Origin of the sequence: Hymenobacter siberiensis, from assembly GCF_018967845.1 — a bacterium.
Lineage (GTDB): Bacteria > Bacteroidota > Bacteroidia > Cytophagales > Hymenobacteraceae > Hymenobacter > Hymenobacter siberiensis.
The window spans coordinates 1759943-1783828 of the sequence record NZ_JAHLZZ010000001.1; the positions used below are offsets into that span (position 1 = coordinate 1759943).

At 61.4% G+C, this 23886-nt stretch carries 20 protein-coding genes and 2 pseudogenes; 17 read left to right on the top strand and 5 right to left on the bottom strand.

The window, feature by feature from the left end:
• The first annotated feature begins 5 nt into the window (after positions 1-5).
• From purF to KQ661_RS07585, 5 genes and pseudogenes are all read left to right on the top strand, one after another.
• On the top strand, positions 6-1505 hold the full coding sequence (purF, locus tag KQ661_RS07565) for an amidophosphoribosyltransferase (protein ID WP_216680065.1): 1500 nt from the start codon (positions 6-8) through the stop codon (positions 1503-1505).
• Positions 1506-1651: 146 nt separating this feature from the next.
• The gene (locus tag KQ661_RS07570; RefSeq protein ID WP_216686062.1) at positions 1652-2749 is read left to right on the top strand and encodes an AIR synthase-related protein; all 1098 of its coding nucleotides are present in this window, start codon (positions 1652-1654) and stop codon (positions 2747-2749) included.
• Between the two features lie 84 nt (positions 2750-2833).
• Complete coding sequence (locus tag KQ661_RS07575; RefSeq protein ID WP_216686063.1) at positions 2834-3139, top strand: DUF4262 domain-containing protein; 306 nt, start codon at positions 2834-2836, stop codon at positions 3137-3139.
• 75 nt (positions 3140-3214) lie between these two features.
• Positions 3215-3939, top strand: a pseudogene (locus KQ661_RS07580) (IS5 family transposase); the annotation flags it as partial.
• Between the two features lie 16 nt (positions 3940-3955).
• Positions 3956-4378: a DUF4262 domain-containing protein gene (locus KQ661_RS07585; protein ID WP_216686064.1), complete on the top strand. Its 423-nt coding sequence runs from the start codon at positions 3956-3958 to the stop codon at positions 4376-4378.
• A gap of 38 nt (positions 4379-4416) precedes the next feature.
• Here KQ661_RS07585 and KQ661_RS07590 read toward each other — a convergent pair whose 3' ends face one another.
• Positions 4417-5907: a nicotinate phosphoribosyltransferase gene (locus KQ661_RS07590; protein ID WP_216686065.1), complete on the bottom strand. Its 1491-nt coding sequence runs from the start codon at positions 5905-5907 to the stop codon at positions 4417-4419.
• Between the two features lie 109 nt (positions 5908-6016).
• On the opposite strand from KQ661_RS07590, the gene KQ661_RS07595 reads away from it, so the two are divergent.
• Complete coding sequence (locus KQ661_RS07595; protein ID WP_216680069.1) at positions 6017-6733, top strand: DUF1345 domain-containing protein; 717 nt, start codon at positions 6017-6019, stop codon at positions 6731-6733.
• 74 nt (positions 6734-6807) lie between these two features.
• On the opposite strand, the gene KQ661_RS07600 is transcribed toward KQ661_RS07595, so the two are convergent.
• Positions 6808-7464: a response regulator gene (locus tag KQ661_RS07600; protein ID WP_216686066.1), complete on the bottom strand. Its 657-nt coding sequence runs from the start codon at positions 7462-7464 to the stop codon at positions 6808-6810.
• Between the two features lie 419 nt (positions 7465-7883).
• Here KQ661_RS07600 and KQ661_RS07605 point away from each other — a divergent pair, with 419 nt between their 5' ends.
• Positions 7884-8471: a response regulator gene (locus tag KQ661_RS07605; protein WP_216686067.1), complete on the top strand. Its 588-nt coding sequence runs from the start codon at positions 7884-7886 to the stop codon at positions 8469-8471.
• Here the strand turns inward: KQ661_RS07605 and KQ661_RS07610 are convergent.
• Entirely contained in the window at positions 8446-8949 is a 504-nt protein-coding gene (locus KQ661_RS07610) for a KdsC family phosphatase (RefSeq protein ID WP_216680072.1), read from the bottom strand. The two genes, KQ661_RS07605 and KQ661_RS07610, sit on opposite strands and share 26 nt — an antisense overlap.
• A 221-nt stretch (positions 8950-9170) precedes the next feature.
• On the opposite strand from KQ661_RS07610, the gene KQ661_RS07615 reads away from it, so the two are divergent.
• From KQ661_RS07615 to KQ661_RS07635, 4 genes and pseudogenes are all read left to right on the top strand, one after another.
• Entirely contained in the window at positions 9171-10073 is a 903-nt protein-coding gene (locus KQ661_RS07615) for a Cif family virulence factor (RefSeq protein WP_216686068.1), read from the top strand.
• Positions 10074-10291: 218 nt separating this feature from the next.
• Positions 10292-11029, top strand: a pseudogene (locus KQ661_RS07625) (DUF1223 domain-containing protein).
• A gap of 86 nt (positions 11030-11115) precedes the next feature.
• Positions 11116-11694: a sigma-70 family RNA polymerase sigma factor gene (locus tag KQ661_RS07630; protein WP_216686070.1), complete on the top strand. Its 579-nt coding sequence runs from the start codon at positions 11116-11118 to the stop codon at positions 11692-11694.
• 9 nt (positions 11695-11703) lie between these two features.
• Positions 11704-11958 carry an anti-sigma factor family protein gene (locus KQ661_RS07635; protein WP_216680076.1) on the top strand — a complete coding sequence of 85 codons (255 nt, stop codon included), beginning with the start codon at positions 11704-11706 and terminating at the stop codon, positions 11956-11958.
• Between the two features lie 74 nt (positions 11959-12032).
• On the opposite strand, the gene KQ661_RS07640 is transcribed toward KQ661_RS07635, so the two are convergent.
• Positions 12033-12359 carry a 2Fe-2S iron-sulfur cluster-binding protein gene (locus KQ661_RS07640; RefSeq protein ID WP_216680077.1) on the bottom strand — a complete coding sequence of 109 codons (327 nt, stop codon included), beginning with the start codon at positions 12357-12359 and terminating at the stop codon, positions 12033-12035.
• 106 nt (positions 12360-12465) lie between these two features.
• Positions 12466-13482: an NAD(P)/FAD-dependent oxidoreductase gene (locus KQ661_RS07645; RefSeq protein ID WP_216680078.1), complete on the bottom strand. Its 1017-nt coding sequence runs from the start codon at positions 13480-13482 to the stop codon at positions 12466-12468.
• A gap of 375 nt (positions 13483-13857) precedes the next feature.
• On the opposite strand from KQ661_RS07645, the gene KQ661_RS07650 reads away from it, so the two are divergent.
• From KQ661_RS07650 to KQ661_RS07675, 6 genes are all read left to right on the top strand, one after another.
• Positions 13858-15174 (top strand): hypothetical protein, encoded by a 1317-nt coding sequence (locus KQ661_RS07650; protein ID WP_216686071.1) that lies wholly within the window; start codon positions 13858-13860, stop codon positions 15172-15174.
• Between the two features lie 22 nt (positions 15175-15196).
• Positions 15197-15610 (top strand): hypothetical protein, encoded by a 414-nt coding sequence (locus KQ661_RS07655; RefSeq protein WP_216686072.1) that lies wholly within the window; start codon positions 15197-15199, stop codon positions 15608-15610.
• 33 nt (positions 15611-15643) lie between these two features.
• On the top strand, positions 15644-17146 hold the full coding sequence (locus KQ661_RS07660; RefSeq protein ID WP_216686073.1) for a hypothetical protein: 1503 nt from the start codon (positions 15644-15646) through the stop codon (positions 17144-17146).
• Between the two features lie 36 nt (positions 17147-17182).
• A complete protein-coding gene (locus tag KQ661_RS07665) occupies positions 17183-20683 on the top strand; it encodes a hypothetical protein (protein ID WP_216686074.1) in 3501 nt (1166 codons plus the stop codon).
• A gap of 969 nt (positions 20684-21652) precedes the next feature.
• The gene (locus KQ661_RS07670) at positions 21653-22018 is read left to right on the top strand and encodes a hypothetical protein (protein WP_216686075.1); all 366 of its coding nucleotides are present in this window, start codon (positions 21653-21655) and stop codon (positions 22016-22018) included.
• Between the two features lie 23 nt (positions 22019-22041).
• Positions 22042-23877, top strand: a complete 1836-nt coding sequence (locus tag KQ661_RS07675; RefSeq protein ID WP_216686076.1) for a hypothetical protein — start codon at positions 22042-22044, stop codon at positions 23875-23877.
• Positions 23878-23886: the final 9 nt, after the last annotated feature.

The window sequence follows — 23886 nt, forward strand, 5'->3', positions numbered from 1 at the left end:
ATCCCATGTGCGGAATAGTAGGTTTTCACGGTCCCGATAACGTCGTGGCTGATATGATTGTCGGCCTCACCGCCCTCCAGCACCGGGGGCAGGATGCGGCTGGCATCGCCACGTTCGACGACTCGTTCCACCTGCACAAGGGGCAGGGTCTCGTCAACGACGTGTTCAAGCCCAAGCACGTGAAGAAGCTGAAAGGCAACATCGGCATCGGGCATGTGCGCTACACCACCCAGGGCGCCAACGATTCTGACCTCGCGCAGCCTTTCACTACCAGCTACCCCTTCGGGCTGGCCATGGTGCACAACGGCAACGTAATCAACTTTCGCGACGTGGCCAAGCGCCTGCACGACAAGTACCACGTGCTGCCCAAAACCACCAACGACCTGGAGCTCATCATGTACACCTTCGCCTCGGAGCTGCGCGTGAAAGACCTCGACCACCTGTCAGTAGTGGATATTTTCGACGCCGTAGAAACCACCCAGGAGCTGGTGAAGGGTGCCTACGCCACCATCACGATGATAGCCGGGCATGGCCTGCTGGCTTTCACCGACCCGCTGGGCATCCGGCCGCTGGTGTTAGGGCGGCGCGACACGCCCGCCGGCCCGGTGTATGCTTTCGCTTCTGAAAGTACCTGCTTCGACTACCTCGATTTTGCCTTTGTGAAGAATGTGGGGCCGGGTCAGGCCATCTTCATCGACAACAATTTTCAGGTTCACTATAAAAATCCTTACGCCTCGCCCAAGGCGTTCTGCGCGTTCGAGCACATTTACTTTGCCCGCGAAGACTCCGTGATTCATGGCCACCTGGTGGCCCGCGAGCGGGTGCGCCTCGGCAAGCGTCTGGCTCGCAAGGTGGTCGATGCCGGCCTGAAGCCCGACATGGTCATCGACGTGCCAAGCTCGGGCTACTTCGCGGCCTCCGGGCTGGCCGAGGCCATTGGCGTACCCTACCGCCGGGCGCTGGTGAAAAACAACCACATGGGCCGCTCCTTCATTGTGCCCACTCAGGCCGGCCGCGAGGACGTGGTGAAGAAAAAGCTGAACCCCATCCGCGAGTTTGTGGCGGGCAAAAAGGTGGCTGTGGTGGACGACAGCATTGTGCGCGGCACCACTTCGCGCCGCATCGTGCGGCTGCTGCGCGAAGCCGGCGCGGCCGAGGTATACTTCATTTCCAGCGCCCCGCCCATCGTGTCGCCCTGCATCTATGGCATCGACATGGCCATGAGCACCGAGCTGATTGCGGCCAATTATTCGACGGAAGAAATCTGCCGCTACATCGAAGCCGATAAGGTGATTTACCAGGATTTGTCGGATTTGGAGGAGCTTTTTGCCGAGGAGAAAGGCCACGGCGGCAGCTGCTTCGCCTGTTTCTCGGGCAAATACCCAACGGGCGACGTGACGCACTACCTCCGCCACATTCAGGAGGAACGCGCCAGTCACCGCGGCGATAAGAAAAAGGAAAAAAAGTCGGTGAGCGCCAAAGCCCCCGAGCCGACGGAGCATTAGTCTCACCTCACCCCCCGGCCCCCTCTCCTTGGGGAGAGGGGGAGCCTAACGACTTCTATCCTGAAATTCAACTTCCAACTTCAATTCGCGCCGCCTCGGCTCCCCCTCTCCCCAAGGAGAGGGGGCCGGGGGGTGAGGTGAACCGCATGAACGACACGAAAAATAACCCCGCCGGCTACTCCATCGAAGAAGGCAACGCCGCCTCGCGCAACGCCTACAACTGGTCGAAAAAAACCTTCGTCAACCGCAAAGGCAAGCCCGGCGAGCCCGCCCAGGACCTCGACGGCGGCTTCTCCAACGAAATTCGTTTCGGAGCCGAGCGCCTTGGCATCAGCTCCGACGGTATCGGGACCAAGATTGAGGTGGCCGAGCGCCTGAACAAGTACGATACTCTCGGCTACGACCTCATCGCCATGACGGCCGACGACCTCATCGCCGCTGGCTTCGTGCCCACCAACCTCTCCAATATCATCGACGTGAACCACCTCGACTACGACGTGGTGGACCAGATGATGCGCGGCCTGCACGATGCTGCCAACTTCGCCCAGGTGGCCATCACGGGCGGCGAAATCGCGGAGCTGGGCAATCGCATCGGCGGCTGGCCCGGCGCGAAGATGAACTTCAACTGGTGCTCCACGGCCATCGGCGTGCTGCACCCCAGCCTGGCCCAGCCCCTGAGCGGCAAAACCGCCCAGGCCGGCCACGTGGTGGTGGCCCTGCGCTCGCCCTCGTTCCGCTCCAACGGCTACTCGCTGGCCCGCAAGACGCTGCAAAAGGTATTCGGTGACAACTGGCACGATGCGCCCTACGACGGCACCGACGACGGCCTATATCCCACCTGGGGCGACGCCATGCTCGCGCCTTCGCTCATCTACTCGTCCGGCGTAGCGGCCTTGCTCGATGCCGGCCTGCCGCTACACGGCGTGGCCCACATCACGGGCGGCGGTGTGGCCGATAACTTCCAGCGGGTGCTCAAAAATGGCCTCGGTGCGGTGCTGGATAATCTTTTCGAGCCTCTGCCCGCCATGCAGCGCCTCTGCGAAATCGGCGACATCAGCGCCGAAACAGCCTACCTCTACTGGAATATGGGCACTGGTATGCTCTTAGTTACCGAAGAAGCTTCCGCCGCTGCCGTGGTGGCCTCGCTGCAAGCCAGCGGCTACGATGCGCAGGTGGCTGGCCACCTCACCGCCGAAAGCGGCGTGACGCTGCGCGTGGGCGCGGGCGAGCTTCGGTACGCGTAAGACTTAATGACTCAATAGAAATCCCTGCTGTCTTGATTGACGGCAGGGATTTTTTGTGATAACGCCTAAGCTAGTTTTACTGCTATGTCGCATGAAGAACACAATACCCAAGCCGAAATCAACATCAAAAACGATATTGAAAAACATGGCTGGACGGTCTGCTTATTTGAAGCAGATACCGCCACGCCCGCATTTGCTTACACAATTGGTCTGTGGAAGAATTTTAATCATCCCGAGCTAATTGCCTTTGGTCTACCTCTCGATACGATGCACGCTATTTTGAATGATGCCGGTGACACCATCAAAGCCGGTAATCCTTTGGAAACGGCTATCAATAACTTCGATATTCTGGAGCTGCACCCGGTTCAGTTTCGGCAGGTTAGAGCGTGAGGACAATTACCTTTGCTTTGGCAATCGTTTATAACGAAGAAATTATTTATGCGAAGACATGAGATTAGCGATGCTCAATGGCTGGCGGTGAGCCCCCTTTTGTCGGGCAAAGCCACTGATTGCGGGGTAACGGGCAAAGACAACCGCTTGTTTTTCAACGCGGTCGTGTGGATAATGCGCACCGGCTGCCCGTGGGCCGACCTACCCGAACGCTTCGGCAAATTCAACACCGTGTGCAAGCGCTTCCGGCGTATGGCGACCAAAGGGGTTTGGGAGCGGGCCTTCCAGGCCCTGCAAGCCCCCGAACTGGACTGGGTCATGCTCGATTCGACCGTCGTGCGGGCGCACCAGCATTCAGCAGGCCAAAAAAAAGTACCGCCGCCACCGAGTGCCTCGGACGCAGCCGCGGGGGCATCGGCACCAAAATTCACGCCTGCGTGGAGTCGCTGGGCAACGCCGTGCGGCTGATTGCGACCGAAGGCCAGGCGGGCGACAGCCCGCAGGCGCTGCCCTTGCTGGCGGACCTGCAGCCGGGCAAAGTGCTGGCCGACACGGCTTACGACAGCGACGCGACCCGCGCCTATTGCACCGAAAAGGGCATCGAAGCCGTCATTCCCAGCCATCCTAACCGGGTAGAACCCTTGGCAATGGACGAAGAAACCTACCGCGACCGCAACAAAGTCGAGCGCTTTTTTGGCCGCCTCAAGCAATACCGCCGCCTAGCCACCCGCTACGAAAAAACCGCCGTTTCCTTCCTCGCCTTTTGGCATATTGGTGCTACGCTAGATTGGCTTAGGTAAATAGATAAATCTTTGATTGTCCTCACGCTCTAGTGCAGATAATATTCCTGACTATTTCGGCTATGCCCAGTGGTTTTATGACTGCGAAGCCTTCCCCGCGCTGCAACTATTCTGGACGGATAAAGGCGGTAAGTTCCCTTGGGAGCCGGAGTTCGAGGAGAGCTACCAACTAGACCAACCTCTTCTGGGCCAGAAGCTTGACTTCAAATTTTTCGAGCCCCGAAACGCGGCCACCTTTATAGCTGAAGAAGTATTGAGCGGAGGACGACCTATTCTTTGGGTCTGGCACGATAGCGACGATGGTACTTGGTCGTTTGCAAATAAGTCAAGCGATAAAATGCTGATTGTCGGATTAGATGAGGCGGTAGCGCACGACCCTGCCATCAATAACTTATTCAACTTGCCAACAGACTACATAGCAACACGAGTGTCTGTTTAAAGACAAGTGGAAAAGAAAAAAACTCTGAAAAAAGTAATTTACGCCGAGCGCATCGGCCGCTTCTCCAGAATCAGACGGGTACGGTACTCGTAGAGGCCCATTTCGAGGCCGACGGGGAATACATGGGGATTCAGGAAGCGGCGCACCCCTGGGTCGAGGCTTTGCACTTCGCGCTGGGCGTGGGCGCGGCTCTCGGCTAGGGTGGGCAGGTCGAGCACGCGGCGGCCGCGCCGGAACACCGGCTCCAGCAGCTCGCGAAACTGGGTATCGGGCCGGATGGGCAGGCGGCGGGTGCTGTCGGCCGGGTCCACGAGCATGAGGTGGCTGGGCAGGCTCTCGGCCGTGTTGTACAGCATATCGGCGCGGGGCTTGCCGTACTCGTTCAGGTAGCGGCGAATTTGCAGGATGCCCGGGATGCTGGTTTTGGCCACCTGCTCGGAGAGCTTGATGGTGAAGTCCCAGCCCGAGTCATCGGCTTTGCGTAGGGCGGCCAGCTTGTACACGCCCCCCAGTGCGGCCTGGTTGTAGGCCGTTACGAGCTGAGTGCCCACGCCCCAGGTATCGATGCGCGCGCCCTGCTGCTTGAGGCTGGTGATGAGGTTTTCCTCCAAATCGTTGCTGGCCACGATGCGCGTTTCGGTAAAGCCGGCCTCGTCGAGCACCGCCCGCGCCTCGCGGCTGAGGTAGGCGAGGTCGCCCGAATCGAGCCGGATACCGGCCAACTCGTGGCCGTTAGCGCGCATCTGGCGGGCCACTTTAATGGCCTGGCGCACGCCCTCAATCGTATCATAGGTATCCACCAGAAATACCGAGTCGTCGGGAAATGCCTGGGCATAGGCCGAAAAGGCATCCACCTCATTAGCAAACGACATCACCCAGCTGTGCGCGTGCGTGCCGCGCACCGGAATGCCGTAGCGCTGCCCGGCCAGTACGTTGCTGGTGGCATCGGCCCCGCCGAGGTAGGCCGCCCGGCTGGCGCCCAGGCCCCCATCGAAGCCCTGGGCGCGGCGCAGGCCAAACTCCAGAATCTGGTCGGTTGGCCCGGTGGCCTCCCGGATGCGGGCCGCTTTGGTGGCAATCAGGGTCTGGAAATTGATGAGTGTGAGCAGGGCTGTTTCCAGCAATTGCGCCTGCAGTAGCGGCCCGCGCACCCGCATAATGGGCTCATTACCAAATATAACGGTGCCCTCGGGCACGGCGTCGATGTCGCAGGTGAATTTCAGTTCGCGCAGGTAGCGCAGGAAATCGGGCGGAAACATCACCCCGCCTTTGCTGCCGCGCAGGCTGCCGAGGTATTCCAGGTCATCTTCCGAAAATTTCAGGTTCTCAACCCAATCAACGGTCAGGGCCAGCCCGGCGGCTACCGCGTAGCCGCCCTGAAACGGGGCCTTGCGGAAGTAGAGGTGAAACACCGCCTCGCGGTCCTGCAAGCCCTGCTGCCAGTAGCCGTAGGCCATCGTAAGCTGGTATAAATCGGTGACGAGGGCAAGTGAGGGCGCGTAGAGGCCGGAGAGGGGAGCAGCATTCATAGAGCGAAATAACAGCGGAAAGATGCATTTGCTTACGGCGCGGCAACTATTCCGGCCACCAGGAGCTGCGGCGTGGGCATTGGCCAGGCCGCGCTACCTTGGCAGCCAAATGAATAAAACCAAAGCAACAGGCACCCGGCCAATGAGCTGGGCGCGAACAATGGATGTGCGCTGGCGGCTGGCCCTGGCGGTAATAATCGGCATTGCGGGTGCGCTGCTGGCCCCGCACCTGCTGGGCACCCTGGCCCGCGTGGTGGTGGGCTGGGTGGGCTTTGCTACCACCGACCTGGCGCTGATAATCATGGGCATGTGGCAGGCCGACACCGACGACATGCGCCGCGTAGCCGCCTCCGAAGACCTGCCCCGCACCCAGGCCTTCGTGCTGGTGGTGTGCGCGGCCATGGCCAGCCTGGGGGCCGTAGTGGGCCTGATGGGCTCGCTCAAAGGCATTTCGAAAGACCTGCGCGTACTGCACGTAGTGCTGAGCGTGGCCGCCGTAGTGCTGGCCTGGACGTTGGTGCACCTCGTATTCACGCTGCGCTACGCCCACACCTATTACGACGCCGATGAAGACACCGGCCAGGACACCGGCGGCCTGATATTCCCCGACGACCAGGGCCAGGACCAGAGCCCCAAACTCACGCCCAACTACGTAGACTTCGCCTACTTTTCCTTCATCATCGGCATGACGGCCCAAACCGCCGACATTGGCATCGGCAACCGCGAGCTGCGCCGCGCCGCCCTGCTCCACGGCCTCATCGCCTTCATATTCAACACGGTCATCGTCGCCCTCACCATCGGCACCATCGGCGGAATGCTTAATTGAGTTAAGAGTTAAGAGTTAAGCTGTAATGGCTGTTGTAAGTCATTCTGCGACGAACTCAACTCCTAACTCCTAACTCAAGAAATCAGCCCCCGGCTCACGGCCAGCTTGATGAGGGCGGCGGTGTTTTTGGCCTGGGTTTTGGCGATGATGTTCTGGCGGTGGGTTTCGATGGTGCGCTTGCTGGTGAAAAGCTTGTCGGCGATTTCGCCGTTGGTCAGGCCCTCGGCAATTAGCTTGAGCACTTCCAGCTCGCGGGCCGTGAGGTCGGCCCCGGAGTGGCCTTCGGCGGTCGAGTCTTCGGTGCCCGGGCGTTGGGCCACGGCCTTATAAAGCATGTTCAGGCCAATTTCGGTGCACAAAAACGGGTTGCCAGCCGCCACGGTGCGAATAGCGTGGGTGATTTCGCTGATGGCCGCGTTCTTGAGCACGTAGCCCAGCGCGCCGGCGTCCAGCATGCGGGCCACGTAGTTCTCGTGGTCGAGCATGGTGAGCACCAGCACGCGCACCTCGGGGAAGCGCAGGCGCAGCTCCGGCATGGTGGCAAAGCCGTCGAGTATGGGCATCTGCACGTCCATCAGCACCACGTCTACGGGCGTGGTTTCGAGCAGGGCCAGCACTTCGGCCCCGTTGCTGGCTTCGCCCACCACATCGAGGTCCGGTTCGGCAGAGAGCAGGGCCCGGATGCCATCACGCAGGATGGTGTGGTCATCGGCAAGAAGTAGTCGTGTCATAGCTGGAAGATATTTTGAACTAGGCAAAACGGCCGGCGCGCAACAAAGTTGGCAACTTGGAATGTACGAGACCCGGGGCTACGTATTAGTACTAAATCACCCGGATTAATCCGGCTTTTTGAAGGGATTCACACTGCTTTTGTTACAATACTTATAGTTGAGCTTAGCAAAAAGGGTAATTTCGGGTTGTTTATTCTCATTTTACTGATTTGTAGGTTGAGAATTTGATAAGGAAGCTGTTTAGAAAGTCCCCGAACGGTCATGCAGCGCGCAGCGAAGCATGACCGTTCGCATCCTCAGGCCCGTTCAACGATGCGAGCAAGATGCTTCGCTGCGCGCTGCATGACCGGTTGAGTACCTTTTGTGACTTTCTAAACAACTCCATCTTTCAGCTGCCTGCTCTACCTTTTTCTCCGTCCATGATTCGTTTGCTACTTACCGATGGCGATAGGCTCACCCGCGAGGAGCTGCGCATCGGGTTGGGAGCTGCCATAGGCCTCGAAATAGTGGGCGAAGCCACGACGGGCGAGGAGCTGCTGGCCCAATTGCCCATCCTGAGCCCCACAGTAGTGCTGCTCGACCTGAGCCTGCACGGCCCCGATGTCTTCGCGGTGCTGGCGGCCCTGCGCGAGCAGTACCCCCAGCTGCGCGTGCTTGCCCGGGGCGAGCTCACCAACGAGCGCTACGTGGCCCGGACCTTCGATTTGGGGGCCAACGGCTACATCCTTAAATCGGCGCTGCTGCCGGAGCTTTTGCACAGCCTGGGTACCGTGGCGGCCGGCCGGCCGTTTTTGTGTTCGGCCATCGGCCTGGCTTTGCTAAACCGGTTATATCTGGCCCGGCCCGTTGAGGGCACCGTTGCCCGCCTGAGCCTGGGCCTGAGCAAGCGCGAAATGGAGGTGCTAAGCCTGGTGGGCGAAGGCCTCACCAACGCCGAAATCGCTCTGCGCCTATTCACCATTTCACCACCTCACCACTTCACTATTTCACCGCTTGCGCTGCGATGATGAATTCGGCCAGCTCGCGGAAGCAGCCGTGGCCACCGGCCGTCTGGCAGTGAAAGTCGGCCACGGCGCGGGCAAAGGACGTGGCATCGCCGGGGCAGGCCGACAGGCCGACCAGGCCCAGAATCTCCACATCGTTGGTATCGTCGCCGATAAAGGCCACTTCTTCGGCCGTCAGGCCGGTGCGAGCCAGAATTTCGTGTAGGCAGGTGGGCTTGTCTTTTATGCCCAGGTGCAGCTCCTCAATGCGCAGCTTGGCGGCGCGGGTACGCACCGACGGCGACATTTCGCCCGTCATAATGCCCGTCAGGATGCCGTGGTTACGCAGGCGTTCCACGCCCATGCCGTCGCGGATATTGAACCGCTTCATTTCCTCGCCCCGCTCGGAATAGTACACCCCGCCATCGGTCAGCACGCCGTCGCAATCGGTGAGCACCAGGCGAATGCGGCGCGCTCGGGCAGTGAGGTCTGATAATTTCATAAAAACAAGGAAAAAAACGAATAAAGCAAGAGTGTCAAAAAGCCAAAACCGGCCTAGCTAGGCCAATAGGGCCGCAAGTTCGGTACAGAAAGGGGAAGTGTAAATTGTACCAAAAGTATAATTATACCGTACCGCGTACATTAGTAGCTGGAATTAACTTTACTTGTGACCTTATGAAGAATAAGTTGACTATAGCCGCTACGGTCGCCCTTCTGCTGCCAATGGCTGCCTTTGCCCAGTTGCCCCACGAGGCAGTAGTGGCGGCCGAAGTAGCATTTGCGACTCAAGCTACGCAAACAAGTACGGAAGCGGCGTTTCTGGCCAACAGCTCCCCCACCTCCCTGGTTACCGAAAACGGCAAGCTGGCCAACGCCCAGGAGGTGTGGCGTACGCTGCCCTCGCGCCCCGGCAGCAAGCTTACCTGGTACCCGGTGCTGGCCGATGCCGCGCAGTCGGGCGACTTGGGCTACACCACCGGCCCCTGGACCATGCTGCAAAACAACCGCCCGGTTTCGACCGGCGATTACGTGACCGTATGGCGCAAGCAGCTCGATGGGCGGTGGAAATTCGCGGTTGATATGAGCATTGAGCGCATTGGGGCCGTGCCTTCGCAGATGGCCACCGTGGCCCGGCCCCGCCTGATGGCCGCCGCGGCCACGCCCAGCACCGCGCCGTCCAATATTGTGCTCGAAGTTGATAGCAAATTTGCCACCGCCGAGCTCATGAAGCCCGGTGCCACCTACCAGCAATACCTGAGCGCCGAAGCCCGCCTCTACCGCTCGGGCCTGTCGATGATGCAGGGCGCGGCGGCTTCGGCCAACATGAAGTCCATCGACGGCGGCTACCTCTTCATTGCCAATACCGGCTACCTGGCCGCCGCCGGCGATTTGGGCTATGTGGTGGGCTCGCTGCACCGCCCGGCCAGCACCAACCACCCCGAGGAAAACGGCACTTTCCTGCGCATCTGGCGCCGTGAGGCCGATGCCAGCTGGCGTATTGCTCTGGAGATGTTCGACTTAGTGCCTATTGCCGGCGCGGCCGCAGCTGCTGCCCCGGCGGCCCCCTCGCCGGCCGTGCCGGCGGCGGGCACCACCGACCCGGTTCCCGCCAAGCGCGCCCAATAGTGCTGGCCCCCCGCGGCTTCCCAAGCGCAGCCTAATCCCTGATAAGCCCCCAGCGCGCCCCAGCGCGCCGGGGGCTTTTTTTGCATGGCGTGTAAGGCCGGTGCCCGTGCGGCGTCTGGCCGGGCAGGGGAGGTGGTGGCCGCGTCTGCGGCTGGTAGCCTTCGCGTTGGCTATTTTTGGTTGTTATGTAAGCATTACACTGGTTATTGGCCGTTCCGATGCTGGGCAGTTGGGCGGCACCGGTGCCGGCGCGGCGCGTGGGCCCCTTCGCGGGGGCCGGCCGGGTGCCCGTGGTGGTCGAGCTGTTCATTTCCGAAGGCTGCTCCAGCTGCCCGGCCGCCGATGCGGCCCTGCGTGAGCTGGTCCGGGCTCAGGCGGTGCCCGGTGTCGAAGTCATTGCCCTGGGCGAGCACGTCGACTACTGGAACCGGCTGGGGTAGAAGGATGGCTTCTCGGCTCCGGCCTACACCGCGCGGCAGCGGCAGTACGCCACCAGTTTCGGCACGGGTTCCTACACGCCCCAGGCCGTGGTGAATGGTCGCTGCGAGCTGGTGGGCAGTCGCTCTGCCGACTTGGTAGCCACCGTATCCAAAGCCGCCAAAGTGCCGCAGGCGGTGGTGTCGGTGGCAGTTTTGGGCAGTAGCGCACAGGTTCGGGTGAGCAGCTTGCCCGCCGGTACCGCTGCCACCGAGGTACTGCTGGCCATCATCGAGAGCGGGCTGGCTTCGCAGATTGGCTGCGGCGAAAATGCGGGCCTGCTGCTGCACCACGCCGCCGTGGTGCAGCAGCTGCTGCCGCTGGGCAGGGTAGGGGCCGACGGCTCCTTCACCGCCTCGCCGGCCCTCACCCTGGCTGCTGGCTGGAAGCGCCCCAATCTGCGGGTAGTAGCGCTGGTACAGGAAATTGCTTCGCGCCGCATTGTGGGCGTGGCCACTACGTCAGTAGTGAGTGAATAGTACGCGGACGGCAAAGTCGGCGCTACTGCTCACCAAGCGAAGCGTAATATTGTGGTGCGACTCAACCCGTCCAGTCGTCGCTCCGCATGACTCCAGCCACCCCCGTACCGGCCGAATGGCCTGCCCGCTTCGGCGACGAGCTTTACCGCTTTGCCCTGAGCCGCGTTTCCGATTCGGAGGTCGCCGAAGAACTGGTACAGGAAACCTTTCTCAGCGCCCTGGCCAGTCTGGTCACTTTCCGCGCCGATGCTTCGGAACGAACCTGGCTGTTTGTGATTCTGCGCCGCAAAATCATCGACCACTACCGCCGGCAGGCCCGCGCCCCCCACGTCGGCCTCGATGCCCTCCACGACGGTGGGGCTACGGAAGCTGATTATTTCAACCCCGCCAACGGCCACTGGACCGGCCCGCAGGCCCCCGCCAGCTGGCTCCGGGCCGATGCCGCCCTGGAGCAGCAGGAGCTGCACGAAATCCTGCGCCTGTGCCAGGAGCGGCTCCCGCCGCAGCAAGGCGCCGTATTTGCCATGCGCTTCGTGGAGGAATTATCGGCCGAGGAAATTTGTCAGGAACTGGGCCTGACTGCGTCTAACTACTGGGTTATCGTGCATCGGGCCAAGCTGCAGCTGCGCCGCTGCCTCGAAAAACACGGCATGGGCAAAAACTAACTATTCGCTATGTTACGACTTATCAACTGCCAGCATGCCACCCTGCTCATCGAGCAGCGCCAGGACCCGGTAATGCCGCAGCGCGAGCGTGCCAGCCTGTGGCTGCACCTGCACCTGTGCCCCTATTGCAAGCGCTACTCCCGGCAGTCTATCCTGATTACCGAATGGGCCTGGGCCTCGGCTGCCGGCCGCGTGCAGGCTGGCCCGGGGTTGTCGGCTGCCGCCAAGGAGCGCATGCGCGAGCAGCTGGTGGCGGCCGGATAAGGTGTCATCTGAATACATAAAAAAGACCGTCATGCTGAGCTGACGGTCTTTTTTGTTGGTAATTAAAGGCTTTGCTAAGCGCCCGTGGGGGCCAGGCGCACCACCAGCCCATCCACGCGGGGCGTGAGGCGAATCTGGCAGCTCAGGCGCGAGCCTTCGTGCACCACGGGCAGGGTTTCGAGCATGTCGAGCTCGGCATCCTGGGGCTCGGGCAGGGCGGGGCCGGCCAGCACCTCCACGTGGCAGGTGGCGCACAGGGCCATGCCGCCACAAGTCGCCTGAATGTCGTAGCCATCAGCTTTGAGCACTTCCATCAGGCTCAGGCCCATGTCGGTGGGAGCAATTATTTCGCGGCGCTGGCCGGGCGCTTCCTCGACGTAGATGCGGATGTCTTCTTCCATATAGTGAGATGGTGAAATAGTGAGTGGTGAGAGGGCGAGCTTGACGTTCCAGCCGCGCTACCTGCGTAAACCGAACATCAAACTCGCCCTCTCACCACTCACCATCTCACATAGAGGGTGCCCCGTTCACGGTCGTGTACTTGAGGGTGTACTTCTTGTCGGGGAAAATGTATTTGAACGCGCCCTGGCACATCAGGGCGGCTTCGTGGAAGCCGCAGAGGATGAGCTTTAGCTTGCCGGGGTAAGTGTTGATGTCGCCGATGGCGAATACGCCGGGCAGCGAGGTGCTGTAGTCGAGCGTGTTCACTTTCACCGCGTCGTTCTCGATTTCGAGGCCCCACTCGCCGATGGGGCCGAGCTTGGGCGTGAGGCCGAAGAGGGGAATGAAGCAGTCGAGCGGCACGGTTTCGGCCTTGCCATCGTTGCCGGTGATGGTCACTTCCTTCAGCGTGCCGTTGCCGTGCAGGTGCGTAACGTTGGAGCTGAGCACGAGCCTGATTTTGCCGGATTCGTGCAGCTTCTGCACTTTCTCGGCCGAGTCGGCCGCGCCCCGGAAGGTGGTGCCCCGGTGCACGAGCGTGACGTCGGAAGCCACATTGGCCAGGAAGTTGGTCCAGTCGAGGGCCGAGTCGCCGCCGCCGGCAATCACGATTTTCTTGTCGCGGAAGCTCTCGGGGTCGCGCACCATGTAGTGCACGCCTTTGCCACCCTCGAAGTTTTCCAAGTTTTCGACGGCTGGCTTGCGGGGCTCGAACGAGCCCAGGCCGCCGGCAATGGCTACGGCCTTGCAGTGAATCTCGGTGCCATCGGTGGTGAACAGCTGGAACGAGCCATCGTCGAGCTTGGCAAACCGCTCCACCCGCTCGCCCAGCGTGAAGGTGGGGTGGAAGGGCTTAATCTGCTTCATCAGATTATCGACGAGGTCGCCGGCCAGAATCTCGGGAAAACCCGGGATGTCGTAAATCGGCTTCTTGGGATAAATTTCGGAGAGCTGGCCACCGGGCTGGGGCAGCGCATCAACCACATGGCAGCGGAGCTTGAGCAAACCGGCTTCGAAAACGGCGAACAGGCCGACCGGGCCGGCCCCGATGATGCAGATATCGGTTGAAATCGTGTTGGGCATAAGAGCAATAAGTGCCTTTAACCGGGCGTCGGGTTTGAGGCGGCCACAACGTAGGAGGCCGCTGGCGCAAAGGTACGGGGCGGGGTTGGGGTGGCCCAATTTGCCTTCTGCTTTATAACAGTTGGCACGGTAGAAACGTTGGCTGAAAAGCCAGCTTGCGGCCGGTAGAAAGCGGCGGCGAGCGGGTTTGGTTTGGCGCGAAATGGCGCCAATGTTTAAGATGCACATACCATCAGCGCCCACGCGCGTTTGGACGCGGGGGGAAATTAGGGTGTTCCAACACCGTGTTTGAATTAAAGCAATAATTGATGAACATTCCTAAAAAAAGCAGTAGTATTGCTAATTCAACTCCTTTCTACACATTATTCAGGTTCGATGATATTTGCTCTGGCTTCCCGAAACGCCCTGCTTTATCTGGCCGCTGGTTTGTTCTTCACCGCCTGCGAAAGTGATACGGCGACTAAATCGGAGACGGACCAACCCTCCCAAAATCCGAAAAAAGCCATTGTAGCCGCCAAGCCTGCTCCGCTGAATGTCAGCGTATTTCTGGAGTATTCCGGCGGGATGAAAGGGTTTATGCCACTGCAAACTGCGGCCAACCCGTCCACGGAGTTTCAGCAGCGCGTGGGCGACCTGTTCACCGATACCTACGCCAACAGCGCCGTGGCGCAGCGGCAGTTTTTTCTGTGCCTGGAAGATTCTATCAGCAAGCCGGTTAAATACCAGCAAATGATGGCGTATGTGCAGGGAGAGAAGCCCAAGGAGGCCGCGCTGGGCACCGAATTGCCCGACCTGCTCAATGCCGTGCTGGCGCGCCCGGCTGCGTCCCGGGAGGTGAGCGTGGTGGTGTCGGACTTTATCTACGGCCCGAAAAACGGAGCCCCGCTTTCGCAAATTAAAAACCGCATTCGCATTGCGCTGGTCGAAGCCAGTAAGGCCGGTCTGGCCATAGCCGTGTACGCCGAAACGTCGCGGTTTTACGGTACTTTTCATCCGGCGGTCAAGGCACCCAAAGCGTCGCGGCAGCTAGGCGGTGAGCGGTTGCCTTATTATATATGGGTGGTGGGCCCGCCCGCGCTGGTGGCCCGCTACACCCGCGCCGCGCTCACTAGGCCAACCGCACAATACGCCGGCTTTGGCCTGAGCCTGGGCAAGGTGCCCGCCGTGGCTGTGCTAACGGGACTGCCGGCCAAAAGTGCCTTGCTACCCACGGCTGGTGTGTCGTGCGATGGCATGAACGGAGCTGCTTGTCAAAACCTGGATGTGGACTTGGACGGTGGCGCGCCCGCCGAATTTACCGTTGCGCTCAATATCAGCGCTTTGTCGCCGGCCTGGCAGCAGCCAGCCTTTCTGGCGGCGCAACTGCATCTGCAGGTAGCGGCTGGCACCACGGCCGCCATCGTACCGGGCAGCCTCCGCGCCGTGGCCCAGGCGGCGGGGCCGCTGGCGGGCTACACCCACACGGTGCGGGTGCGCCTGAGCGCAGTGGCCTCCGGCAGCACGGCGCTGCGATTCGTACTGCCTGCGCCCGATGCGCTACCCGGCTGGGTCGGGCAGTGGAGCACCGAAAACGACAACCAGCCCGCGCCGCGCACCTACCGCCTCACGGAAGTGCTGGCGGGCGTGCGGGCATCGTACCCGGCCGCGTTGCCGCCGGTATTCACGGCGGTCCTCACGCTCAACAAAGAATAATAACCGCGATTACCTTCTGCACATGCAAACGATTTTCAATTCGCTCTATTCCGGTCTAGTGGGGCTGTTTTACCACAAAACGGCCAGCTACGGGCTTTATAAGGCCGAGATTTTCAATAATACCGGCTGGGCCACGCTGGGGGCCGGGCTGGGACTGATGCTGATTTTCTACTATGTAGTGGGGTTTGCACTCAATCAGCGCCTTTCGAAACCGCTGCACTGGTACCTGACGCTGTTGCTGGCCGCCGGGCTGGGCGCGGTGCTGGCTAACCACTACTGCACGCAACTGGGGGCTCCGGCCGAGTCGTACCGCACGTGCTTCACGGTGGTGAACTGCGGGGTGGCTATGCTCTGGTTCGTGGTGTTCTCGACGCTGTTCAAGCGGTGGTCGCCGGTGTGGCCCATTCCGTACCGGGCGCTCACTTATGGGCGCTAGCCGCCGCAATTTGCTCATCGTTGCCCTTTTTCCATGTCTGAATCCAAGCTTTTTCTTTTTGCCATTGGCGGTACCGGGGCACGGGTGCTGCGCTCGCTGACCATGCTGCTGGCCGCAGGGGTCCGCATTCCCGGTTGTGACCGATTGGTTCCCGTGCTTATTGACCCCGACACGCAGAACGGCGACATGAACCGCACCGTGGAGCTGCTCAAGCGCTACGGCCGTATTCACGCCAGCCTCTACGCCGACGGCCAGAAGCCCAAAACGGGCTTTTTCAGCCAACCCCTCAGCACCCTGGCCGAACTGAACACGACCGGGGCCGGGCAACTCACTGATTCGTTCGTGTACGACTTCGGCGGCATCAATAAGTCGTTTAAAGACTACGTGGGCTATAACGAGTTGTCGGTGGAAGGGCAGGGGCTGACCGACCTACTATTCACGTCCGACAGCTTGGCGGCTAATCTGGACGTGGGGTTTCGGGGCTCGCCTAACGTGGGCAGTGTGGTGCTCAACGCGCTGGTGCAAAGTAAGGAAATGAAGTACCTGGCTGCCAGCCTGACTGCTGATGACCGGGTGTTCTTCGTATCCAGTATCTTCGGTGGCACCGGCGCAGCAGGCTTTCCGTTACTCGTGAAAAACCTGCGCGACGCCGCCCCCGAAGCCAAGCTGCCGCAGCCCAACGTGCGGACGGCCCTGAAAGCCGGCGCGCTGGTGATGCTGCCCTACTTCCGCCTCGACCAGCCCTCGGCCGCGGAGCAGGCCGCCGGCACCGCCCCGGACTTCATCAACTCGGATACCTTCCTGACCAAAACCAAAACCGCGCTTTCCTACTACGCCGACAACCTGCGCGGGCTGGATGCGCTCTACTACCTCGGCGATGTGGCCGGGCCGCCGCTGCCCAACCACCCCGGCCGGGCGGCCCAGCGCAACCGTGCCCATGTGCTGGAGCTGTTTGGCGCGCTGGCGGCCGTGCATTTTGCCGGGCAGCCCGCCGCCCGCCTCGACGGGCAGCGCCCCGGCTACCACGAATTTGGCCTGCGCGGGGCCAGCCCGACGGCCGAATTTGATTTCAGCCAGTTTCCGCAGCAGCTGCGTGATGAAGTGGCTCAGCCGCTGATTCGGCTGCATTATTTCGCTCGTTACTACCTAAAACACACGCCCACCGACACGTCGGCCACGTATTTCCGGGCTGGCGACCTGGCCGGCAAGCTCGACAATGCCGGCGTGCTGCGCGACCTGAAGGCCTTTTTCGCGGAATACAACGAGTGGCTGACCGAACTCGACCAGAACCAGCGTCGCTTTGCGGCCCTGCGGCCCCTCGAAACGAGCTTCAACAAGATGGTGGCCGACAAAACCATCGCAACCAGCATTTTCAACGGCGGCCTGACTCCCGACCGGTTTGCTTCGCTGCTGAGCGAGGCCGTGGGCAAGGCGCAGCTCACCAACCCCACCGATGCCCAGGCCCTGCGCTGGGTAGTAGATGCGTTTGAGAAGGCCACCGCCACCGCCGTCCAAGACAAGCTTCAATACAGCTAACCCCCTCTGCCAGCCCTTTGCGCTGGCTTCCTGCTTATGGCTCACGTATTGCGCCTGCACCCCACGGGTGCCAACGACCACGAAGGCTGGGGCCAGACCGGCACTGGCTCCCTCAGCAAAGAAGACATCGCGGGCATGCTCGACCCCGATGGCGGCCAGACCAGCCGCGTGGCCGTGGCCATTCCCTCGCCCTTTGCCCGGATGCACCTCGTGAAAACCGCGCTGGCTGCCGTGGCGGCGGCCAGTCCCACGGCCACGCTCACGGCCAGCCACCGGCTGGTGGGGCACTTCTGGGATTTGTGGGAATTGATTTTCAACTACCACCAGCTGGCCAAGGCCGGCCAGCGCCTGCAAGTGCGGGTGTGGCAGCGCCAAACGGAACTGGCGGCCATGCGTGCCAAACCGGCCACCGAGCCCCTGGCCGAAGTGCTGGCGTTGTATTTGAACGACCCCGAATTCCGGGACGTGACCGAGCTGTACCTGTTTTACCACGCCGGCTCCGACGGCATTCCCCGGCTGGTGGGCGGCACGTCGCCGCTCACGCTGCTGTTTCCGGCTCCTGCGCCGCCCGTGCTGCCGGTGCAGCGCCCGCAGGGCGGCGGTCAGTATTTCGATGAGCGCTACGTGCCGCTGGCCGCCCGCGAAACGGCGTTCGTGGAGTTCATCTACCGGCAATTCGTGCACGATGCGGACCTGGTGCGCCTGGCCGGCACCGTGCGCGACAGCCTCGACCCGGACCTGCTGCGCAAGGGCCGCTTGGAACAGGACGCGGCCCCGGCGGCGGCGGCCTATCCCGCGCTACTGGATGCCCAGCGTAATCCCGTGGCCATTGCCGGGGTGCCGGTGCGGGTGCGGCCCGACGAGAACACCGTCCGTACTTCGGACTTGCGGCTGGTGCCCACCCGCGCCACTGTGGCCGAACACCTGCCCCTGGTGCTGCGCCCCGGCCTGAAAATGCCGGGTAAGATGTACTTCAACAACACGGCGCTGGCTGAGAGCGGGTCCAAGGTGCCGGCTACCGACCCGCGCCCGGTCAACGACCGCACCCTGCCCGGTCAGGAACTGCCCTACCCGTACCTTACCTTGGGCGACCTGCTGGAAGAAACCCTGCTCATGGTGCCCTACGAGGTGGACCAGAGCCGTTTTTACTGCGGCACCGTGAAGACGGCCACGGGCTACCAGCCGCCCCATTGGCCACTGCTGCCAATCAAGGCGGTTTATTTTGATTACTTCGAGCCCAAGGACCTGGCCGAGCACCTGAGCCTGGAGTTGGAGCCGGCCTGCGTGCGGGTGCGCCTGCGCCTGCCCGTGACCGGCGGCCACGTAGAATACGAGCGGGCCTATTACGACAGCCCGCAGGGCGACAACCTGCTTGGGGCCCTGGGCCAGCGGCGCGTGACCAATGTGGCCCTTTCGTTTTTCCCTTTCGTGAAGCTGCTCGATGCCCCGCAGTACAACGACTTTTATAAGGTGATGCTGGTGGATGCCAACAACACCGACCCGCGCCAGGTGCACAAGCCCGTGACGCTGAAATTTGGCGTGAACGGCCTGCCGCTGAGCGAAACCGGCACCGGCCAGGCCGCCACCCGCTACGTGCGGACCCCCAAAACCGGCCAGGACGAAGGCAGCACGTACTACGAAGTGCGTGGCACCCATTTCGACTACGTGGAGGTGTATAACCCCGCGCCCGCCGGCGGCCGGGCCTTGGTAGTGCCGCTCTGGAAGGAAGTAAAGCAACAGGGAACCAAGCGTTTCCGGTTTGCCATCGACTTTGGCACCACCAGCACGCACGTAGCCTGGCACGATGCCCCCGGCCAGGCCCCGCAGCCCCTCAGTTTCGGCCCGGAAGACTCGCCGGTGGTGCTGCTGAAAAAGCCAACCGCCGAACCCGATTATCAAGCTTATGACCGCATTTTCCGGGGCATTGATGACGACCCGGCGCATTACGTGGGCCTGAAGCGGTGGCGGGTGTATCAGCAGCGCGAGTTCGTGCCGCCGCTACTGGGCGTAGCCAGCTCACCCTACGCCTTTCCCATTCGCACCGCCACCAGCGAGGCCCCCGGCTTTGCCGTGGAACAGCCCAGCCTGCTCGGCAACGTGAACGTGGGCTTCGGAATCAACACCGAAGAAGACAGCGACGAGAGCTACCGCACCAACCTGAAATGGGAAACCGGCAGCAACGAGGCCCGCAACCGGGTGGAAGCCTTTTTCCGGGAAATGCTGCTGTTGTTCAAGTACAAAGCCGCCCTGAACGGCGGCAACCTAGCCGCGACTAAGGTGGTCTGGTTTGCGCCGCTGAGCTTCCCGGTCTTCTCCCGCATTCAGTACCAGAACACCTGGGACCGGCTGTTCCGGGAGATTTTCCACGTCCCCACCGAGTCCACCGTTTTCCTGCCCGAAAGCACGGCCCCGTACTTCTACCTCACCCGCAACCGCGTGGTGACGCCGGGGCCGGGCGAAAGCGCCGTGTTCATCGACATTGGGGGCGGCACGTCCGACGTGCTGCTCTACGCCGACCGTGCTCCCGACGGCACGCCGTACAAAAAGCATCAGCCCGTGCTTAGTACCTCGTTCCGCTTCGCCGGCAACGACCTGTGGGGCGATGGCGCGGTGGACATGCGCGGCCGCAAAGACAACGGCCTCGTGGCCTTCGGCCTGGCCGGCATCGAGGCCGACCCGCTTTTTAGCTCCCAGCAGGTGAACGAGGACGTGGCCCGCGCCAAGGAAGCCAAAAAGTATCTCGAAGTAGTGCGGCGTAATCCCACCTTCGGCTCGGAAGAAATTGCCAGCCTGCTCTTTAACTACGACAGCGTGTTCCGCTTCGGCAACCGGCTATTGCACGCGCCACACCTGCGGGTGCTGTTTTACTTGCACTTCGGGGCGCTGGTTTACCATGTGGGGCAGGTGGTGCGGGGCGGTGGCTATGCTGTGCCGCGCTACCTGTGCCTCACCGGGCGCGGCAGTCTTTACGTGCGCCTGCTGAGCGGCGGCTCCGACCTGCGGGGTGTCGAAACCCTGGCCCGGCTCATTCTGGGGAAGGTGTTTGGAACGCCGCCGCCCGCCAATTTCAAGATTGTGCTGGCCGCCGACCCCAAGCAAACCACCGCCAACGGCGGCGTGATGGCCACCGGCCAGGACGGCCCCGACTCCGATGCCGAAGAAGCCCCGCTCGCCATCGTGCATCCGGTGGGTACCGGCCAGCCCGGCCCCGAGGAGCTGCGCGACCTGCGCCCCGCCGACGTGACCGAAGCCGTGAAAACCGCCGTGCTCGCCAATGTGGAAGCCTGCCTGCACCTGCTGCTCGAAGACTCCGATCTGACCCGGCTCCAGCCCCAGTTCGGCATCAAAAACGCGCCCGGCGAGGTGCTGCGCCTGCTGCGCACCCACCTGGCCGATTCGTTCAACATGAGCCGGCAGTTCTACGCCGACAGCTTGCCCCAGGGCGAAATCATTCCCGAAACTCTGTTCTTCCTGCCGCTCCGGCACGCCCTCTACGAGCTGTCGCGGGAGCTGTACGCGAGCCAGCCGGCCACTTAAATCAGCGTTGCTATGCGTCGTTTTCTCTTTCTCATCGTGGCAGCAGGGCTTTTGCCGGGGGCCACGTTCGGCCGCTCCGGCCCGCCGCTCGATTCGGTGGCCGACCACACCAAGGCCGAGCTGTGGCGGCTGACCGTGCGGCACATCTGGGCGGTGCATAAGGTGGCGCCTGGTAAGCAAATCGCTGTCAATTGGAAGACGACGGCGGAGTTCTATGAGGCTTTGAAAACGTGGAAGTTTGGCAATGCGCCATTGCCAGTTAACCTGCTGGCTTTTAAGAATGAGGTATTGATGCGGATTCCTAAAAAGGAGGACAATACCCGGTCTGCCACGCCGGATTCACTCGCCGCCGTTATCATAAAAGAGCTGAAGGAGGAGCGTAAAGCAGATGCCAAAAGCCGCGAAACCTCGCTCAGCCTAGCGCAGTTGGACATCACGCTCAATCAGGCTATTCGACGTGCAAATCACTGGGCGGAGAAGTCGGGAACAACGGCCGTTTCGACAGCCAACCCGACCCTACAACAGCCGAAAGCTGCCGCTTCGCAGGGAATGGTGTCAGAGTCTAATGGTCTTGCCGCCGAGGAGTTAGCGGTTGGTGAGCCGCGCATGGCGGGGCCGAGTGCGGCTATCGGCGGTCCTGGAGCGGCAAAGACCAATACCCAAGTATCTTGGTTGTGGAGCCTAGTAAGTTTGATAATTGGCGTTCTGATTGGTTGGGTGCTGGGACGCATGAATGCAGGGGGAGCTAGAACGTCTCTCGAAGGCAGGGTCGGCAGAAGAGACAAAACAATAGGAGAGCTTGAACTTCAAATAAGAGAGCTTGAACTTCAAATAAAAAATTTGAAGGGAAGAGACCAAGGCAACGGTGCCACTGAGACTCCCGGGACGATTTCCAAATTTGTCAAGAACCCTGGTCCACTGGTGCCCGTGCCGCCCGCCACCTTGCTCCAGCCAACGGCAACTGCGGTTATGGAAGAGCCCCCGGCCACCGACCCCACCTCCGCCGCGCCCGTGCCCGCCGCTGCACGCTACTATGCCCCGGCACCCGAAACCGGCTACATCGAGCAGCGCAAGCTTACCAGCGAAGCCCTGCCCCAACTGCCCGTGCAGCTCACGGTGCGGCCCGACAACCCCGACCGCGCCAGCTTCAAGCTGAGCCCCCACGCCAACCAGGCCCGCCTCATCGGCGACGGGCTGAGCCAGCTCCGCGAATTCTTCGATTTTGACCTGCCCGCCGGGCGCTACAGCGCCCTGCGGGCCACCGGCAACGGGGAGCTGCGCCGCGAGCCCGACGGCTGGCGGGTGGTAACCAAAGCCAAGCTGAACATCAGCTAAGTTCCCACGTCCTTCCCAAGCGCATGGATTATTCTACCCAACTACTGGAAATCATTGTCATTGCCGGCCTCATTGCGTGGCAGGCCTATGTGTTCTGGCAAAACCGCCAGTTAATTGGTCGCATCGCGGAAACGTACCCCTCGAGCGCTACGCTCGCCATCGGCCCGGAAAGCCGGGTGGCCCCGGTGCCGGTGGCCCCACCCGCCCCGTTTGCCCTGGCCGATACGGAGGTAATGAAGCGCCTTTTCGCTGGCACGCCGTTCGTGGCCCAGGCGCAGCCCCGGCACTGGCTCAAAGCCCAGAAAAATGATGAGTTCACCAATTCTACTAATCAGATAAGCTTTGCGCTGCTGGTTTACGTTGATAAAACGTGGACCCGCTCGGACGCAACCATCGAATATTTCGACGGAGAAGAAAGACGAACGTTGGCTCCGGATATGTTTTCTGGGGTTCAGTTCATGGACTGGCTGCGGCACGAGCCCGTGCGGCCCGTTGCCGTGTCGGTTCCAGTTCCGGCCGCTCCTACCGTCGCCGCTACTTACGATGCCGTGCAGGCTGCATCCGATGCCTCGGTTACTTTCCGGGAAATCGTGCTTGATACCAACGAGTACCTACTCAATAACCACGGCGCGGCGGCCGATTTTGGCATTCTGAAAGACATCTCCGAACGCCACGCTGAGGCGTTGGACGAGGAAATTCAGTCCCGCGTTTCCACGCCGCTGTATTTGGGGTTGTTAGGCACGTTTCTGGGGGCCATCATGGGGCTGAGCACGCTGGTAGGCAACCCGTTTGCGAAACAGGCCAGCGCGGCCTTGCCGCAGGGCTCGTCCTTTTCCGATAGGGACGTGCAGCACTTTCTGGGCGGCGTGCTCATTGCGATGGTGGGCAGCCTCTTCGGGCTGGGCTTCACTCTTTGGAGCAACCACCTGCTGCAAAAAGCTCGCGTGCGGCGCGACAAGCTCAAAAACGCCTACTATACCTTTCTGCAAAAGGCCCTGCTGCCCAAGCTGAACACCGACATGCAAACCGGCATGGCCAGCCTGCAAGCCGTGCTCAACACGTTTAATGAGAAGTTTTTTGGCCAGATGCAATCAGAGTTCTTTACTAAAATCAGTGAGTTCACGCCCTTCATCGCTAAAATCACGGAAAACATCGCCATTCAAAAAAGCTTCCTGGAAAAGCTGCAAACCATCGGCTACACGCAGCTGGCCAACTCGACTATCAAGATATTTGACCGGATGGACGAAAGCGCCCACACCTTCGAGAAATTCCTCGGCTATCAGCAGGCCCTTAACGTGGCCGTGACGCAAGGTGCCGACGTGGCCCGTACCATTACGGCCCTGCTCAACCGCCTGACTACCTTGGAAAAAAGCCTGAACAGCGTGCCTGGCTACCTCGAATCGCACGATACAAACTTGCGCAACCAAGTGGCCGTGTTCAGCGAGCATCAGCAGCTCCTGGCCGACCTCGGCGCGGGCGTCCGCCAGCAGGTGAGCGAAGGAGCCCGGCAAATGGATGAGGCCCTGAAGGCCCGACTAAAAGAGCTGGACGCTGAGTCGACCCAGGCCCACGCCCGCTGGAAATCCTACTTCGACCGCCTCAACGACGACAATCTTTTCGAGCGCCTCAGCAAGCAGCTCGACCCCTTCCGCAACCTGCCCGAGCAGCAGCAGGCACTCAACAAGCTGCAGGAGCGCCAAGCCCAAGCCAGCGCCCAGGCCCTGCAGGCCCTTGAAGCCCGCATTGCGCAGGATGCCAAGCTCCAACAGGGCCTGCTGGAGCAGGTGAGCCGCACCAACCAAGTGCTGGAGGAAATCACCCGGCCCAACTTGATTCAGCGTTGGTTAGGTAAGAAATAGCGCCCAGCG

Coding starts and splice junctions, on each gene's coding strand:
- purF (WP_216680065.1), top strand. CDS start 6: ATGTGCGGAATAGTAGGTTTTCACGGTCCCGATAACGTCGTGGCTGAT.
- KQ661_RS07570 (WP_216686062.1), top strand. CDS start 1,652: ATGAACGACACGAAAAATAACCCCGCCGGCTACTCCATCGAAGAAGGC.
- KQ661_RS07575 (WP_216686063.1), top strand. CDS start 2,834: ATGTCGCATGAAGAACACAATACCCAAGCCGAAATCAACATCAAAAAC.
- KQ661_RS07590 (WP_216686065.1), bottom strand. CDS start 5,907: ATGAATGCTGCTCCCCTCTCCGGCCTCTACGCGCCCTCACTTGCCCTC.
- KQ661_RS07595 (WP_216680069.1), top strand. CDS start 6,017: ATGAATAAAACCAAAGCAACAGGCACCCGGCCAATGAGCTGGGCGCGA.
- KQ661_RS07600 (WP_216686066.1), bottom strand. CDS start 7,464: ATGACACGACTACTTCTTGCCGATGACCACACCATCCTGCGTGATGGC.
- KQ661_RS07605 (WP_216686067.1), top strand. CDS start 7,884: ATGATTCGTTTGCTACTTACCGATGGCGATAGGCTCACCCGCGAGGAG.
- KQ661_RS07610 (WP_216680072.1), bottom strand. CDS start 8,949: ATGAAATTATCAGACCTCACTGCCCGAGCGCGCCGCATTCGCCTGGTG.
- KQ661_RS07615 (WP_216686068.1), top strand. CDS start 9,171: ATGGCTGCCTTTGCCCAGTTGCCCCACGAGGCAGTAGTGGCGGCCGAA.
- KQ661_RS07630 (WP_216686070.1), top strand. CDS start 11,116: ATGACTCCAGCCACCCCCGTACCGGCCGAATGGCCTGCCCGCTTCGGC.
- KQ661_RS07635 (WP_216680076.1), top strand. CDS start 11,704: ATGTTACGACTTATCAACTGCCAGCATGCCACCCTGCTCATCGAGCAG.
- KQ661_RS07640 (WP_216680077.1), bottom strand. CDS start 12,359: ATGGAAGAAGACATCCGCATCTACGTCGAGGAAGCGCCCGGCCAGCGC.
- KQ661_RS07645 (WP_216680078.1), bottom strand. CDS start 13,482: ATGCCCAACACGATTTCAACCGATATCTGCATCATCGGGGCCGGCCCG.
- KQ661_RS07650 (WP_216686071.1), top strand. CDS start 13,858: ATGATATTTGCTCTGGCTTCCCGAAACGCCCTGCTTTATCTGGCCGCT.
- KQ661_RS07655 (WP_216686072.1), top strand. CDS start 15,197: ATGCAAACGATTTTCAATTCGCTCTATTCCGGTCTAGTGGGGCTGTTT.
- KQ661_RS07660 (WP_216686073.1), top strand. CDS start 15,644: ATGTCTGAATCCAAGCTTTTTCTTTTTGCCATTGGCGGTACCGGGGCA.
- KQ661_RS07665 (WP_216686074.1), top strand. CDS start 17,183: ATGGCTCACGTATTGCGCCTGCACCCCACGGGTGCCAACGACCACGAA.
- KQ661_RS07670 (WP_216686075.1), top strand. CDS start 21,653: ATGGAAGAGCCCCCGGCCACCGACCCCACCTCCGCCGCGCCCGTGCCC.
- KQ661_RS07675 (WP_216686076.1), top strand. CDS start 22,042: ATGGATTATTCTACCCAACTACTGGAAATCATTGTCATTGCCGGCCTC.